Origin of the sequence: Pseudomonas sp. UBA6753 (assembly GCF_002453565.1) — a bacterium.
Taxonomy (GTDB): Bacteria; Pseudomonadota; Gammaproteobacteria; order Pseudomonadales; family Pseudomonadaceae; genus Aquipseudomonas; species Aquipseudomonas putida_Z.
The window spans coordinates 31904-46903 of the sequence record NZ_DKHD01000029.1 but is presented as its reverse complement, the minus strand read 5'-3'; the positions used below and the strand labels follow the sequence as shown (position 1 = coordinate 46903).

General features: G+C 57.7%; 12 protein-coding genes and 1 pseudogene. 4 read left to right on the top strand and 9 right to left on the bottom strand.

Going from position 1 to position 15000, the window contains the following annotated elements; translation table 11 throughout:
* Window positions 1–337: 337 nt before the first annotated feature.
* The 6 genes and pseudogenes from B2790_RS10475 to B2790_RS10450 form a co-directional block, all read right to left on the bottom strand.
* Window positions 338–1318 carry an AraC family transcriptional regulator gene (locus B2790_RS10475; RefSeq protein WP_286918794.1) on the bottom strand — a complete coding sequence of 327 codons (981 nt, stop codon included), beginning with the start codon at window positions 1316–1318 and terminating at the stop codon, window positions 338–340.
* A 106-nt stretch (window positions 1319–1424) separates the two neighbouring features.
* Entirely contained in the window at window positions 1425–2747 is a 1323-nt protein-coding gene (locus B2790_RS10470; RefSeq protein WP_286918793.1) for an OprD family outer membrane porin, read from the bottom strand.
* Between the two features lie 39 nt (window positions 2748–2786).
* Window positions 2787–3623: a taurine dioxygenase gene (gene tauD / locus B2790_RS10465; protein WP_286918792.1), complete on the bottom strand. Its 837-nt coding sequence runs from the start codon at window positions 3621–3623 to the stop codon at window positions 2787–2789.
* 44 nt (window positions 3624–3667) lie between these two features.
* Window positions 3668–4267: pseudogene (locus B2790_RS10460) on the bottom strand (ABC transporter permease subunit); the annotation flags it as partial.
* Window positions 4268–4869: 602 nt separating this feature from the next.
* Window positions 4870–5325, bottom strand: a complete 456-nt coding sequence (locus B2790_RS10455) for a hypothetical protein (RefSeq protein ID WP_286918791.1) — start codon at window positions 5323–5325, stop codon at window positions 4870–4872.
* Window positions 5326–5753: 428 nt separating this feature from the next.
* A complete protein-coding gene (locus tag B2790_RS10450) occupies window positions 5754–5948 on the bottom strand; it encodes a hypothetical protein (protein ID WP_099815787.1) in 195 nt (64 codons plus the stop codon).
* A 302-nt stretch (window positions 5949–6250) separates the two neighbouring features.
* Here B2790_RS10450 and B2790_RS10445 point away from each other — a divergent pair, with 302 nt between their 5' ends.
* Window positions 6251–6955, top strand: coding sequence for a hypothetical protein (locus tag B2790_RS10445; protein WP_286918790.1), 705 nt, complete (start codon window positions 6251–6253; stop codon window positions 6953–6955).
* Window positions 6946–7914, top strand: a complete 969-nt coding sequence (locus tag B2790_RS10440) for a hypothetical protein (protein WP_286918789.1) — start codon at window positions 6946–6948, stop codon at window positions 7912–7914. The genes B2790_RS10445 and B2790_RS10440 overlap by 10 nt, the downstream gene beginning before the upstream one ends.
* Before the next feature lie 756 nt (window positions 7915–8670).
* On the opposite strand, the gene B2790_RS10435 is transcribed toward B2790_RS10440, so the two are convergent.
* The 3 genes from B2790_RS10435 to paaY form a co-directional block, all read right to left on the bottom strand.
* The gene (locus tag B2790_RS10435) at window positions 8671–10116 is read right to left on the bottom strand and encodes a hypothetical protein (RefSeq protein ID WP_286918788.1); all 1446 of its coding nucleotides are present in this window, start codon (window positions 10114–10116) and stop codon (window positions 8671–8673) included.
* Window positions 10117–11444: 1328 nt separating this feature from the next.
* Window positions 11445–12368 (bottom strand): phenylacetic acid degradation operon negative regulatory protein PaaX, encoded by a 924-nt coding sequence (gene paaX, locus B2790_RS10430; RefSeq protein ID WP_286918787.1) that lies wholly within the window; start codon window positions 12366–12368, stop codon window positions 11445–11447.
* Between the two features lie 77 nt (window positions 12369–12445).
* Window positions 12446–13045, bottom strand: a complete 600-nt coding sequence (gene paaY / locus B2790_RS10425) for a phenylacetic acid degradation protein PaaY (RefSeq protein WP_286918786.1) — start codon at window positions 13043–13045, stop codon at window positions 12446–12448.
* 355 nt (window positions 13046–13400) lie between these two features.
* On the opposite strand from paaY, the gene paaF reads away from it, so the two are divergent.
* On the top strand, window positions 13401–14174 hold the full coding sequence (gene paaF, locus B2790_RS10420; protein WP_286918785.1) for a 2,3-dehydroadipyl-CoA hydratase PaaF: 774 nt from the start codon (window positions 13401–13403) through the stop codon (window positions 14172–14174).
* Between the two features lie 34 nt (window positions 14175–14208).
* The gene (gene paaG / locus B2790_RS10415; RefSeq protein WP_015270321.1) at window positions 14209–15000 is read left to right on the top strand and encodes a 2-(1,2-epoxy-1,2-dihydrophenyl)acetyl-CoA isomerase PaaG; all 792 of its coding nucleotides are present in this window, start codon (window positions 14209–14211) and stop codon (window positions 14998–15000) included.

The following is a 15000-nucleotide window of genomic DNA, read 5'->3' as shown; positions in this document are numbered from 1 at the left end:
CTGAAAGACTCCCATAGGTAACCGCCTGAGCAGGAAGACAACAGTGTGAAGCGACAGGTTTCGCGATCCTGTAACTTTTGCAAGGACAACAGCTTTTCTTCAAGCGCCCTGTTTTCCTGCTGTTGGCGTGCAGTTGCTTCCTCCGCATCGCTAAGCTGACGTTTCAAGTCTGTCAGTGCGTGTTTGGCTTGTTCTGCAAGGGTTTGGATTGACCCCGATAAGACAGCGCTGGAAGGGGTGGCGGTATTGATGATTTGAAGAAGTGTATTCCTCACCGCCCGTGCGGTAGATATGAACAGCATGGCACCACCTTGGCTGCTGAGACAGTGGCGAAATTTTAGTAGGGGTGGTGATTTACATCTACGCGTTGATCCTGCCGTTCCGGAAAGTGGGATGAGGGCCCGATTTTCGAAGTGCGCCGACGGTATTGGCTCGGCGTCGTGGCCATGATTCGTTTGAATGCCGTGCTGAATGAGCTTTCCGACTCGTAACCCAATGAGAAGGCGATGGTAGAAACGTTCTCGTTGCCTGTGCGCAAGCGATCGGCCGCCATCAGCATGCGCCAGCGCGTCAGGTAACCCATGGCGGTGTTACCGACCAGCCGTTTGAAGCGTTGTGCAAAGACCGTGCGTGAAACGCCGGCAATGCGTGCCAGTTCTTCCAGGGACCATTGCCGCGCGGGCTCAGCATGGATGGCCGCCATGGCCCGGCTGATTTGCCTATCGGTCAAAGCGTGGAACCATCCTTTCGGCAGTTCACTGGAGGTTTGCAAGTAGAGCCGTAGCACCTGCACCAGCATCACCTGGGCCAGGTGTGTGGATATCAGCGCTCCGCCCGGCTGTGGCGTGCGTAACTCACAGGCCAGTTGGTCCAGGGACCAACGCAGTACCTGCGCCTGTTTCGAGGCCTTGGGGATGTTGATGACGGCTGGAAGCGCATCGAACAGAACAGCGGCATGTTCGCCGGAAAAAGCGAAGCGGCCACTGATGAGAAAGACTTCGCCACCGCCGTTGTGAACGGCAACCCCATCGCGGCTGATGACCTCCATGAGGTGATCACCTCCTTCGGCGGGTAATGTAGGGTCGGAACACAAGATGAAGCGGCGGTCACTCTTGAGTAGGAAGCAGTCTCCCTCATCAAAGCGAATCGGCTGCTCCAGGCCTTCCGTGATGCCCCAGCATGTACCGCGCATCACCGCGGTGAACTTGATGCCCTCACGTGCAGGGAAGTCGAAGGACCACGCCCCAGCGGCATCGAACCCCGCATGGAACTGGTTTTGCGGCCGCAGCAGCGAGAGCACATCAGATAACGGGTCCATGAAAAGCCGTTCTTTCGAAAAAGTTGGGCGTAATCTAAAACATTGGGCGTTCGTGCCCAAGGTAATCGTGGGCACGCCAGGCTTCACTCTGACCATAAGGCAAGGGTTACAGAAGGCTGAAAGGGTACTCGACAATGAAACGCCATTGATTGACATCGCCGAGGTAGCGATTGTACGAGTTGCTGGAGCGATAGATGGAATTGCGCAGTGTGAGGCTGACAGGCTGTAGGGCGCCACATTTGGCAATGTATTTTATCTGATTGAACAGTTCGCGCTCATGGGCAGCGCGGTCCAGTGTGCCGGTCGTCCCGTCATGCGTGTCGATACCGTAGCCGTAGATATAAGCCGTGGTCCAGGAAAGGCCGGGCACCCCATAGCGGCTGGCATCGAGCTGATACTGCGCTCCCACGGAGCGTTCACCTTTGCCAATGAAGTCCGACATATGTGGGTTCGCCAGGTAGATAGTTCCACCCCCTTCACTGTAGCCATACAGGTATGGAGCGCTGCCTGTGCTTTCCTGGTACGTAAGTGTCCAGGCATGAGCACCAGTTGCGTAGGTGGCCGCCAGGGACCAGATAGTGTTTTCTTTACCACTGTCCGGACTGCCACTCATTGACGGGTTGTCCGCATGATGCTGGCCAACCCAGGCTGACGCGTACCGGGTGCGATAGGCGTTGAAATCCAGGGTCAATGCACTATGTGGACTGACGGGGGCTTGGTAGTTGATATTGACATATTGCCGTTTCAAGTAGTCCTTGAAATGCGAGTCGTACAGCGAAAAACGAATGCTATCAGAAGGCTTGTAAGTGCCGCCGTAGACCCAGGCACTCTTCAAGCGGCCACTGTCCGACTTCACGGCATCGACATATTGTTCCTTGGTGAAATGACCAAGATGCAGAACCAGGTGGTCAATTTCCTTGCTGGTGATCAACCCGCCAACAAAACTTTCAGGGATAAGGCGGTCATCATAGTAGGCCAGTACGGGCAGGCTCGGGAATTGAGTGCCATACGTAAATGTCGTGTCAGACGCTCGGATCTTGACTGCCACGCCTCCATTTGACCATGTCGTGTGCTCGGTGCCATCGGCTTTGCGGGCAATAAAACCCAGGTTGCCAGATTCCGGTCTGGATTCGCCCTCCAGTTTCAACGCGCTGGCGGCGAACAGGTTGATGCCAACGCCGACTGTGCCTTGGGTGAAACCCGATTCGAAGAGAGACTGAACACCAGCACCGGTCAATACAACGTCGTGTCCAGGGCGATGATGATAATTACGATTCATGCTGCTTGTCCGCACGATACCGTTCCACTGGCTGCCTTCGGTAAAACCTGGCGAGTCGTGCTGTTCGCTGGCGATCAATAGTTGGATAGGCGTGAAAAGTGAAAGTACAGTGGCGCCGCAATGGAGCCACGCTATTTTTGTTATTTGCATCCGTTGCGTAATTCCTTATGACAATGTTGGCACCCGTTTCTAGAACGGTTTGTCCCCAAGAATGGCTGCGCGATGCATTACCCGACGTTGCGGCAGGTAATCGTCGACGGCATAGTGTTGGGTTGCCCGGTTGTCCCAGAACGCCACGTCACCGGTCTGCCAGCGCCAGCGCAAAGTGAATTCGGGGCGGGTGGCATGGGCGAACAGGAAGCGCAGTAAGGCATCGCTTTCTGCTACAGGTAATTGGTCGATTCGAGTCGTGAAGCCTTCATTGACAAATAGCGCCTTGCGGCCGCTGACAGGATGGGTCCGCACTACGGGGTGGGACACGGGAGGGTTCTGAACCTGGGCGGCTTTGAGACGCGCCATGTATTGCGCGGTGATGACCCCCTCGATCGCCTGAGGAAAATGTTTACTGATGTCATGGGTAGCGCTGAGCCCGTCCAGCAGTTGCCGAAGCTGAGGCGACAAGGCGCCGTAGGCCGCGATGCCGCTGGCCCACAGGGTGTCACCGCCGCAGGGCGGCAGCTGCCGGGCGGCCAGCACAGCACCCATTGCTGGCGTCGCCAGGAAGGTGACGTCGGTATGCCAGGTCGCGGTGTCTCGTGTGTCCAGTGACTGGGTATCCAGCACTGTAATTTCGGGTAGCCCCGGAACATGTGGGTAGACAGGGTGTACATGCAGGTCGCCGAAGTGCGCGGCAAATCGAGCGTGATCGCCGGGGGCCAGGCTCTGATCGCGAAAAAACAGCACCTGATGTTCAAGCAGTGCCTGTTCAAGCGCGTGATGCTGGCTGCTAGAAAGGGGCGTGCGCAAGTCGATGTCGAGCACCTGGGCACCTAGAGCAGGTGTCAGGGGACGGATATGCAGGGGCATGGCATGTTCTCGATGGGTTTATGCAGGTTCAAATGGGCGGGGTGTTACCACGCGGCAAAACGGCGTTGCAGCCAGCGCAACCCAAGCTCAAGTACCAAGGCCACGATGGCGATCAGCAAGATGCCCACCAGCACCGTGTCTGTGGCCAGAAACTGCGCCGCAGACTGGACCATGAAGCCCAGGCCGCGATCAGCGGCAATCAGCTCGGCTGCTACCAGGGTTGACCAACCACCCCCCAGGGCAATGCGCAAACCCGTGAGGATTTCTGGAAGTGCATTGGGCAGTACCACCAGATGCACCACCTGCCAGCGGTTGGCGCCAAGGCAACGCACGGCCCTTACGCGAGAAGGGTCAACTCGTCGTACGCCAGCGGCGGTAGCGATGAGCAAAGGAGCGAACAGTGCGAGATAGATCAGCAGGACCTTGCTCAGCTCACCGATACCGAACCAGATGACGATGAGCGGTAGATAAGCAAGTGGAGGGATGGGGCGATAAAACTCTACCAATGGGTCAAGTGCCGCGCCGATCAATGGGTTCAGGCCCATGAGCAGCCCCAGAGGGACTGCAGTCACCACCGCCGCGACAAACGCCAGTAACACACGCCCCAGGCTGATACCGATGTGCTGGAGCAGGCTGGCGTCCAGGCGTGCAGTCCAGCTTATTGAGGATCTGAAGCACGTTCAGCCACGAACGCAGGATCAGCCGACCATTCCAAATGTCCTTCTGCGCCAGGGCGTTGAGGCCAACACTCAACTCGGGCCCAATGAATAGGTGGTAAGCGACTTCGCGCTCAGCGTCAGTAAGATACTCATTCCACTGCCGATGGAGCTGATCGGCACCCAGGGGCGCACGCCATTTGAACTCCACGACAATGATTCGTCGCTCCCCGGTCGACCATCCCATCTCAATAAGCAAATCAGGCTCGACCGCTCGTTTCGGCCAAAAGTCCATTCGCAGAAAGCTGACTGCACCAGTGGGGAGGGGCAGGTTTTCGCCAATGTCACTTTCGAGTAGTGCACGCCAGAATGCGCCACTCGCTTCTGGAGGCAGGAAATCCAAAGGGCCGGCAATCAGCGCCGTGATTTCATCTTCTTCGCAAACGCGTTTCTCGCCTTCTTCTCGGTGTCCAAGATAACGCTTGTAGAGCTGGCTTTTGTTTCGCCTGAATGAGTGCAGCATGTCGTTGCCGTCTTGTGCGGGAGGGAAGGGTAATCGGCATTCATCGAGACCGGGCCGATGGCGCCAATTATTTCTCTGATGCCGGCGCACCTTGCCCGGTACCGATTTTGTGTGCAACAAATACTGCCACTGCGTAGATGATCCAGTAGACCGCTGCAACGGCTAGGCTGGATAAAAACAGTAATGCCGTGCAGACGATCAGCATGATGATGTAGAGATTGAGCAGGGAGGAGCTACTCACTTTCCGAATGTGATTCAGTCCAACGGCAATCCCCACCATGTAAAGGGTGGTGACGAGGCTCCAGATACGGAATGTCACGGACAGGGCTCTATCCGCTCTGCCGTGGTCTTGCTCGAAGAAGATCGGCCCAAGCAGCCAAAAGACACCGATTGAAAGCGCTATTGTTCCTAGAAGGCCCCAGCCGAAATATGTCGCTAAAAAGCCGTACTGCCCTTGGCAAAGGCGGCTTTGAAGGAATGGCTTGGTGAGCAGTGCAAGTACGATAGGTATGAGGAAAGACATGTGTACGATCCGTCGTAGTAGGTGCGATCTCCTAGGCTCACGAAGTGCAGGCCAAGGTAGCAGCGACGCGGAATGTAGCACATTGACACCACATCACTCACCTGCGAGCAGTCAAGCAGAATCGTCAAAGAAGTCTGCTGGCGCCGACCAATAAAGGATAGTGTTCTGCGCGTCGGAACTCGACAAACATGAATAAACGCGGGCTCTTGATCACATGACGACCATGGCTGCGACGCCGCGCACGCGTCCAAGATCAGCGGCCTAAAAAGATGATTCGGAGGCTACAGGCACCGACGACGGTGATAAAGGTGAGGCTGCCAAAGCATTGGGAGTGTCTGAGTGGGCGAGGTCACTGAAGGTTCGCGCGTACGCTCTTCAGGAGCTACTGATAGCCACCTGACGCCTCCGCTCGCCATCGATGAAATGGATTAAAACGTGGCGTTCATCGCCCAAGACAGGTTTTCCAGGATCGCTGATTGGGTGTTCTCTGGAAGGCTGGGCCAGTACTTGAAGGCGAAGAAATACGCGAGGCCGGCAATCACGTAAATCGTAAGTGCGAAGGCAGGTACGACATAGCGAATGCTGTAGATGAGATCAGCAGTCTTTTTCAGAATGTCGGTCATGGGAAGGGGACGCAAAGGAGATCGATTGAAGGTCGAGCATGCGGCTTGGCGCTTGGGAATCTCTTCGCCAAGCCATGTTGGGCCGCTGTGTTACACGACCAATATTTTAGCAAGCTAAGCAACTACAGTGCCAGAGACATTCTGTCGCACATCGGCATCCTGAATGACCTCGCGCAGCATCTTTAGCTTTGATGTGCCTGAAGAGACACCGTAGGAACGACTCGCTACAATTCGGATATCTCATGATGGCCTAAAGCAATTACTGCAGGCGGGTCGGGCACTAGCAAATCTACGGGGGAAACATGGATCTGGTTGTTCCGCGAAACCGGTCACTCGAAGACCTGTTGTCGAATGCATCAAGCGCTGATTTGGACGTATTGGCTGACCTCATTACCGATAACGGTAAGGGCAGGGTAGCTCTTGACAGCAAGGTCAAGGCCGCCATTCTCAGTCACAAGGCGCAGGGTAAGCTGCAATCGATTCCTGATGTGCTTGAGGCCGAAATCCGTTCGTTTGGCAGCAACAGCATCGCCACGTTCTTCCGGTCGAGTGGAGTGGCATACATGGAGCTCGCGACGGATGTGGCGAAAAAGCTGGATGGAAAACCCGGCTCATCTCATGACATCTATGCCGTTGAAGAAATGATTATCGGCCTGGCAGTCAAGAAATACATCGGGGACGTGGCGGCGGTGGACTACCGGGATATCGCAAAGCTTTCGGCGTACATCGCTCAGATCGTGAAAGGCCTGATTTCCGCCGCGGGCGCTATTGGCGGCATTGCGGCTACCGGTGGAGCTGCGGGCGTGGCTGGGGCCGTGGGTGGTCGTCTGCTTTCGCTGGCAGCCCCTCCATTGGCACTTGGCGCTGCTGGGGCTGCGATCTACCAAGCCACGTCACCTGCATTTCGCATCACCACTCCTGCAGTGCTTCAGGTGGCCAAAATTCGCCGGGCACGATATGAAGCAGATTTCGCAACCTATTCGGAGAAACTACGCGCATGTCTGTGATAAATGAAGAGCTGCTGCGCTCCCTTCCAAACCTTCCGGATATCCTAGCCAAGCTCAAAAGCGGGGAGTATGAGTTATTTGGCGGTGTGGTTCGCCATGCCAAAGGGACTGAGAGAGGCGGGCAGATCGTTGGGCACCTTCTCTTCCCAGGAGATAGCCAACAAACCCAAGCGCAACTCCAACAGCTCCAGGACACCCTCTCGAATGGGTTGGGTTCGCTCCAGAGCGGGATGGATCACCTGCAGCAGAGCATGAGCGTGCTGCAAGGCTTGCAGACAGCCAATCTGGTTATGACCGGCCTGAACCTCGCGGTGACCACAGCAGGGTTTGTGATCGTATGTCAAAAGCTGAACAAGATCAGCGCACAGATCCAGGCTCAATCCCAGACTATTGCTGAGACATGGAAATTAGTCAGCGAGGCTCACGAGCGTGGCCAGCTAACGGATGAAGCGCAGTTTCGATCCTTGCTGCTATCCGCCCGGCAGTTCTGTGAAGAGGGAGACGTTCAGCAACTCAAAGCGCTCATCCCAGCTTTCCACAAGGAGTATCAATTCACGAAGCTCATTCTTGAGCGGCACGCCGCTATACCCGCAAGCACCGTTCAGCGCCTGAGTGACATCAAGTTGCTGCAAGATCGCCTGGTCAACCTTGGCCTCGCGTTGTCACACGTTCAGGCAAAATCAGGTGCGGTGAAATACGCTCATGAGTCGCTAGCCCAGCTTGAGGCGGATATCCGGACGTTGAATATTAACCGCATTGAAGGTTTGACCAGCGACCACGCCGCCGCGTCCGCGATCTCCCAAAAGCAATTCGCCGATGTGACAGACTTCTTGCAGCACGGGAAGCAGATGATGCCCGCGCTGGCCTACCAGGCCGAGGTCATTATCCTGGAAACCAAGCACCCGGGCCTACTGCAGAAGGCATCCACCTCGAGAGAGATCATGTTCCTAGCGGCCTGAGTCGTATCAGCCTCAGAGCATGGTTAGCAGCGCCAAGGCTGGCAGTGGAGTCGGTCACCTTGGGTGAGTACAGCAACGCTAGTAACAGTGGGACGCACCCGATTCCGAGGGCTGTGATGAAGGGAAGTGGGATCAACGCCTGAGGGTAGGTCTTCATGGCTGCATAGCTACCTACCGCCAACACTATGCCGATCAGAAGAGGGCCACAAATCATCTTCAACGAAAAGGCTAATCGGTCATAGCGCGCGGTGGCCAAGCTTTGAGCTGCGGTGGTCTCATCCAGCTTGAGGAGGAGGTCATCGCATCGTTGCACCGGCCAACACAGAGCGCGGCGCCGAATGAGTTCGAGTGGAACAACACGCCGTGGGATGTGCTGGTCGCTATCTCCGCCAGGATGCATCGTCATCCGCTGCCAACTTGGTATCTCCAAAAGTCTGCTGCCAACCAGGCTAATTCCTGAACCGACCAGAAAATCCTGGCAAGTTGACGGGAGGATCCAGCGGCTTGCGGGAGGGCGGGGACGCCAAAGGAGTACAAATGTTCCCTCTGCGCATAGCCAGGTTATACGACTGTGCAGAGGCGCTCCCGCCCTGGAGGATGCCGGATAACAACAAGCATGTTTGCTGAGCCAAACCCATGCCAGCTTCATGCTTCAGCGCTAGAGAACCTTCTCATGACGCAAGCGGAGCGCGCCGGAACGAGGATGGAAAGCCAGAAGGGCCAAGACCCTGATTTCACCGCGAGGCCCACCCAAAACTATATCGTACCGGCGTATTTGCGAAGCCACTCTGATGCCGGGAGATGCTTACGGATGCCAATATCCGGCCACGTATTGGCATCCTGTAGGGGCTCAGCGATACTGACCGCACTCGGCACCCATCCAGCTGTCTTGGCCGACTTCCTCAGGTTGAGGAAGGTGATTAATGCCCCAGCCTGAAACTGATCGCAACCGCGCCAGCGGGCGTGCGCCGCGAGCGGACTTTGCTGTAGTCGCCTCAAAATGCTAGTCGTGAACCTGCCGAAAAGATCGACCATGGTGTTGCCCGCGTACCCGCCAGTACCATCCATCAAAGGCAGCAGCAGACTCTGAGGGGTAATATCTGAATTCTGACTGCGTCTGAACTGGGCGTAACGACGGAAATAGGCCGCGAACTGAGGATGCAAAGGAAAGCGCAGGCGAGGGTAGTGAGGGCTTTCAAACCATGCCGGTGAGGTCTGTTTTTTGCCTGTCGTTCGGGAACCCGCGCCGTCGGCTTTGAAGCTCGAAAACGTGAGTCTCAGTACCGATGATGACCCCAGCGCGCGCAGCGGGACGTCAGAGTAGATGGCCACAGCTGCGACGAGGAGCCACGGCTGCAACTGCTTATCGTGCTCGGCCAGGGATGCTGCCGTCGACATCAGATCTGCCAGCTGGGCCAGCGTAAAATTCGTCCGTGTTTTCCTCCGGCGAGCCTCGAAGTCTGTCGGCTTTAGACCATCGAACGGATTCTGCGTCGTTGTAGTCAGAACGGTACCTAGATAGTCGAAAAAATCCCTCCCACCGTGCATGAATACCTGTCGGTGCTGATCGGTTCCGAGTGCGAAATCTGATCTTGACTCTGGTATGGAGGCTGACGACGGGATGGAATCGGTTGGGACGGAATCGCCTGCGAGCTGCTTTCTGACTATCGGGCGCCAATTGTCATTAATTGGCTTAACCGCGAACACTGCTTTGCCCAGTAGGTAACGTGTCCCACCAGTCTTGGAGATCCACGACATGGGTAAGCGCATGACGAAGTGCATGAACTCCCTGGCATCCGTTTCTTGCCATTCCGGGATCGACTTGTGCCGAATTGACCAGCTCCAATGCATCATCGTCTCGAGCACTGGGCATACCATCTTGTAGTGCCTTGGAGTGAATTGCGGCCGTTGGCACTGCTTGGTCAGGAAGTCGATTCCGAAGCGCCACGTTTGAAACGCCTTCAGTTCGGGGTCTAGGGTATCGAGCCGCGTTCGGACGTCGTTATTGATTGGGCGCTCCAGGCCTTGATGGTCACCCAGCAGCACAAAAGGCGGGAACAAAGGGTATGGCACGAAGGAGTCCATCGGTTTCGCTGATTTATCCGCTGCCTTCGCTGGTGAATCGTGCGGTGCGCTGGACGCCGGCTTTGGTTGTGGTTTGCCCGATGGGTTCTTAATCGATGTCCGCGTTGATTTCATCATGACTTAAAGCTCCTCGGGCGCGCGACCAGTGCTAGGGAGGTCTTCGAGTTTTGAAAACCATAGCGGTGGCCATGAGACGCATTGAGGTATCTAGGACGCAGCGTGATAAGACCGCCGGCATTGAGCTGCTTGCTGGCGTCCGAGCTTGGCCCAGGTGAGCCGACGCTGGGGCCTAGGCGAACGAGCGCCAAATCATGAAATGAAATTATAGACGCTAAAGGATGCTGGCGGAGGCCGTTCAGTTCTAGACTGCCTGAGCCGTGAGAATTGATTGTGAATCGGCTTGGGCGCTGCATTACGCAATTGTGCCGATCGTCGAGCAGAGCACAGGCATGACTGGAGATGTTTAAACTTAATCAAATGATTGGACTAGATGATGGGATTTGAGACAGGGTTTCTGGTTGCAAAATTATGGTTTTCAAACCGAGCATTCAGGGATTTCGGGGCTGCGAAGCTGAGAAGAGACTGAAGGGTTGGAACGTAACGGCTTGATTGGAGGGTTGTATGGTCAATCGAGGCAAAGTCTGGTTTTCGGGGGCTGGTGACATGTACGTACGCAGCTCACCCAATACGTCATTTAACATAATACTCATTATGCGCTAGTCTATATTTGGTCACCGGACCACGAGTGAGGCACTTTGGGACCAGGGAAAGCTGCCTGGTCTAGATAATCTGTCCTGATCCATCGCTCGCTTACCATCACAAGCGCCGACCTGGTGCCAGATGCGTTGCCTTGCCTTTTGGACTGTTGGCTACCGCGACTTGGACATCAGGCCAGCCATTTGCACCTGTACCCTGAGTGCTTGAAAGAAACCTGGTACGGTCACCCTCGACCTTGTTTGCCAGGACAAATCCGGCGCATGCATGACCACACTGACGACTAGCGCCTGTCGGCCAGCGCCATTGAGGTTGCCACGCTGCCCATCGCCGGCAACCCAACTCCCGGTCGATCGGTTAACGCGGTCAATTGTAGGAGCGGCCTTGTGTCGCGATGGGCTGCAAGGCAGCCCCAGCAATTATGCGTCTGCTTTGAAACCTTGGGGCTGCTGCGCAGCCCATCGCGACACAAGGCCGCTCCTACAAGGGCCCGCAGGATTGAGAAGACAGTTGTTTACATCTCTTGCAGACCTCAAGCCACGAACCATCCCTGTGGGTGCTGGCCTGCAAGCGATGTGATCAGTACAAGCGACAAAAGATACATGAGGACCGCGCGATACCTGAGGGCCAGACATACCCCCTATTTGCCATGCTGTATATGCCAATAAGGTATAACTACACTAAATACTCATTTAGCGTAGTTATATATAACCCGCCTCTGCACCCAATCCTCAAACAAGCCCGCCAAAACGCCTGTAAAAGCCTTCATTCACATCCGGCAACGGCCCATCAGCCGTCTCCAGCGCTGCGTTCAGCCATTCTTCCGCCTTGGCAAACACCAGCCGATAGAGGTTACGGCACAACTGTCGCGCGGCCCTTCCCTCCCAATCCCCAGGCAGCAGCTCGTCCGGCAGCTGCGGGTCGCGCAGCAGCAGCCGGCGGTATTCGTGAATCAGCAGCGTACGTGCCAGGAAACAGTCCTGCGCATCGAGCTGTTGCTGCTCTTTCAAACCTTGCCATAGCGGCCTGAACAGCTGGATGAACTCGCTGTACTGCTGCCCCAGTTCGTCGATGCGCCAGCTTTCCCGCACCTGGGCGCGCATGGCCTTGGATGCCAGCACCTCCTGGGTGTGGGTTTCGAAGACGATGCTGTCGTCGCTCGCCTCCAGGTCACGCAAGGTGGCGGCCAGGTCGGCGCGGTCTGCCCGTGGGCAGCCCAGCAGGTTCGGCGCCATGGCCCCGAAGCCCTGCCACTCCAACTCTTCACGCAAAGCCTTGCGCTTGCCGGCCTCCAGTTGCGAGAGCAACACCAGCGTCCAGGCGCCGTCCCAGGCTGGTTGGCTGGGGCTGTAGACCCGTTTGAAGGCCTTCTCGAACCGCCGGCGGCCAGCCCCTGTCAGGCTGTAGTAACTGCGGCGGCCAACCTTTTCGGCGGTGAGCCAGCCTTCCTTGGTAAGGCGGAAGATCGATGTGCGGATCAGGCGCTCGTTGATGCCGATCGGCTCCAGCAGGTTGATCAGGCTACCCAGCCAGACGGTTCCGCCGTGGGGCTCGATGGCGTCGCCGTACAAAGTGATGATCAGGGAACTGGCGCGGATCGGCGTCTGCTCCTGGAAGCGGGTGATCAGGTTGTTCAGTGGGGCGAGATTGCTCATGGGCGAACTGTGCGCGGTTAAAGCACCGACTATACCTGCGCGGCAGGCCGCCTGACCATTGCGTGACGCTGCCAGGCTCATGCCGATGCCTGGCCTTTGGGCCTGACGCCGGTGTCTTCCATGCGTGGGCGCTCGGGCTCGACCTCGGTCAGTGGTGAGCATTCGACCATGCTGTTCATGCAGCGTTGCGCCAGGTGCTGGTACTCCGCCGTGCCACGTTGCTTCCAGGCCAGTTCCTGTTCGGTCAGTGGGCGCTTGACCTGAGCTGGCGAGCCCATCACCAGGCTTTGTGCCGCACATTCGAAACCCGCCTTGACGAATGCCGTGGCCCCAACGATGCAGCGCGGTGCCACATGGGCACCATCCATCACCACCGCGTTCATGCCGATCAAGGCGTCTTCGCCCACGCGGCAGCCGTGCAGCACGGCGCCATGCCCGACATGCCCGTTGCGTTCGACCACCGTATCGCCACCCGGAAAACCATGCATCACGCAGGTGTCCTGCAGGTTGGCACCCTCCTCCAGCACGATACGGCCGAAATCCCCCCTTAGTGACGCCAGTGGGCCGACGTAGCAACGAGGGCCGACGATGACATCACCAATCAGCACGGCGCTGGGGTGCACGTAGGCTGTCGGATGAACCACGGGCGTCAGGCCGTCCAGTCGATAGCAAGGCATGGCAAAGCTCCTGAAATGATTTCAAATGCGCCTTGATCTTGTATCACAATCTTGTGGTGCGTCAATCGGCATGGTCGTGTATCGCTTTTGCTGGGGTCATCGCGCTCCCATAAATTCAGCATTATGCGTTGAATACAAGGTGATGAAGCGATTCAACATCATGAAACCCTTTGCTGAGGCAGTTGTCACTCACGCAAAAAGAGATACATGAAACAATTTTGAATGTTGCATTGTTGTATCGCGTAATGCATATACTGGTTCCACCTGGACGTGATCCCCGCATCACGCCCCTGCAAACAATTCCAAGAAATGCCGGCCCCACGATGTGCCGTGCGTGCAGCCAGAGGAACCCGACATGCCGCGATATCTCGTAGTGCAGGCGCCCGAACAGGGCGTCCAGCTCATTACCCTGCAACGGCCCGAGGCGCTCAACGCCCTGTGCACCGAGCTACTGGCAGAGCTGGCCGCTGCGCTGGAAGCGGCCGGGCAAGACGAACAGACCCGCGCGGTGGTCATCACCGGCAGCCGCAAGGCATTCGCCGCAGGCGCCGATATCCGCGAGATGGCCGAGCGCGACCTGGTCGGCATCCTCAACGACCCCCGGGTGGCCCACTGGCAAAGCATCACCGCCTTCGCCAAGCCACTGATCGCCGCCGTCAACGGCTACGCCCTGGGTGGCGGCTGCGAACTGGTGATGTGTGCCGACATCGTCATCGCCGGCAGCGACGCCCGTTTCGGCCAGCCGGAAATCAACCTCGGCATCATCCCCGGCGCCGGTGGCACCCAGCGCCTGCTGCGGGCAGTAGGCAAGCCGCTGGCCATGCATATGGTGCTGACCGGCGAAGCCATCACTGCCCGTCATGCCTTGCAGGCCGGGCTGGTCAGCGAAATCACCCAGCCGGAACTCACCGTAGAACGCGCCCTGCACATCGCCCGCAGCATCGCCGCCAAGGCCCCACTGGCAGTGCGCCTGGCCAAGGAAGCGTTGCTCAAGGCCGGCGATACCGACCTGGCCAGCGGCCTGCGCTTCGAACGCCATGCCTTCACCTTGCTGGCCGGCACCGCCGACCGCGACGAAGGTATCCGTGCCTTCCAGGAAAAACGCCAGGCCCGCTTCCAGGGCCGCTGATCATCTTTCCCTCGACTGACGGAGCGAGTCTGTCATGACTTTCCAGCACATCCTGTTTTCCATCGAGGACGGCGTCGCCCTCCTCTCGTTGAATCGCCCCGAGCAGCTGAACAGCTTCAATACCGCCATGCACCTGGAAGTGCGCGAGGCGCTCAAGCAAGTACGCCAGAGCAGCGAAGCCCGGGTGTTGTTGCTGACTGCCGAAGGCCGGGGTTTCTGCGCCGGCCAGGACCTGTCCGACCGCAACGTCGCCCCGGGCGCCGAGATGCCGGACCTGGGCGAATCGATCGACAAGTTCTACAACCCGCTGGTGCGCACCCTGCGCGACCTGCCGCTGCCGGTGATCTGCGCGGTGAACGGCGTGGCTGCCGGCGCCGGTGCCAACATCCCGCTGGCCTGCGACCTGGTGCTGGCCGCCCGCTCGGCCAGCTTCATCCAGGCCTTCTGCAAGATCGGCCTGGTACCCGACTCCGGCGGCACCTGGCTGCTGCCGCGCCTGGTCGGCATGGCACGGGCCAAGGCTCTGGCGATGCTGGGCGAGCGCCTGGGCGCCGAACAAGCCCAGCAATGGGGGCTGATCCACCGCGTGGTGGACGATGCCGCGCTGCGTGACGAAGCCCTCACCCTCGCCCGCCAGCTCGCCACCCAGCCCACTTACGGCCTGGCCCTGATCAAGCGCAGCCTGAACGCCAGCTTCGACAACGGTTTCGATGAACAGCTGGAGCTGGAGCGCGACCTGCAGCGCCTGGCCGGGCGCAGCGAGGACTATCGCGAAGGCGTGAGTGCCTTCATGAACAAGCGCACGCCGGCATTCAAGGGGCGTTGA

Bases quoted from the DNA above. Each gene is read 5' to 3' on its own strand.
- paaG (WP_015270321.1), top strand. From the start codon at position 14,209: ATGACTTTCCAGCACATCCTGTTTTCCATCGAGGACGGCGTCGCCCTC.
- paaF (WP_286918785.1), top strand. From the start codon at position 13,401: ATGCCGCGATATCTCGTAGTGCAGGCGCCCGAACAGGGCGTCCAGCTC.
- paaX (WP_286918787.1), bottom strand. From the start codon at position 12,368: ATGAGCAATCTCGCCCCACTGAACAACCTGATCACCCGCTTCCAGGAG.
- tauD (WP_286918792.1), bottom strand. From the start codon at position 3,623: ATGCCCCTGCATATCCGTCCCCTGACACCTGCTCTAGGTGCCCAGGTG.
- B2790_RS10450 (WP_099815787.1), bottom strand. From the start codon at position 5,948: ATGACCGACATTCTGAAAAAGACTGCTGATCTCATCTACAGCATTCGC.
- B2790_RS10445 (WP_286918790.1), top strand. From the start codon at position 6,251: ATGGATCTGGTTGTTCCGCGAAACCGGTCACTCGAAGACCTGTTGTCG.
- B2790_RS10435 (WP_286918788.1), bottom strand. From the start codon at position 10,116: ATGATGAAATCAACGCGGACATCGATTAAGAACCCATCGGGCAAACCA.
- B2790_RS10475 (WP_286918794.1), bottom strand. From the start codon at position 1,318: ATGGACCCGTTATCTGATGTGCTCTCGCTGCTGCGGCCGCAAAACCAG.
- paaY (WP_286918786.1), bottom strand. From the start codon at position 13,045: ATGCCTTGCTATCGACTGGACGGCCTGACGCCCGTGGTTCATCCGACA.
- B2790_RS10470 (WP_286918793.1), bottom strand. From the start codon at position 2,747: ATGCAAATAACAAAAATAGCGTGGCTCCATTGCGGCGCCACTGTACTT.
- B2790_RS10455 (WP_286918791.1), bottom strand. From the start codon at position 5,325: ATGTCTTTCCTCATACCTATCGTACTTGCACTGCTCACCAAGCCATTC.
- B2790_RS10440 (WP_286918789.1), top strand. From the start codon at position 6,946: ATGTCTGTGATAAATGAAGAGCTGCTGCGCTCCCTTCCAAACCTTCCG.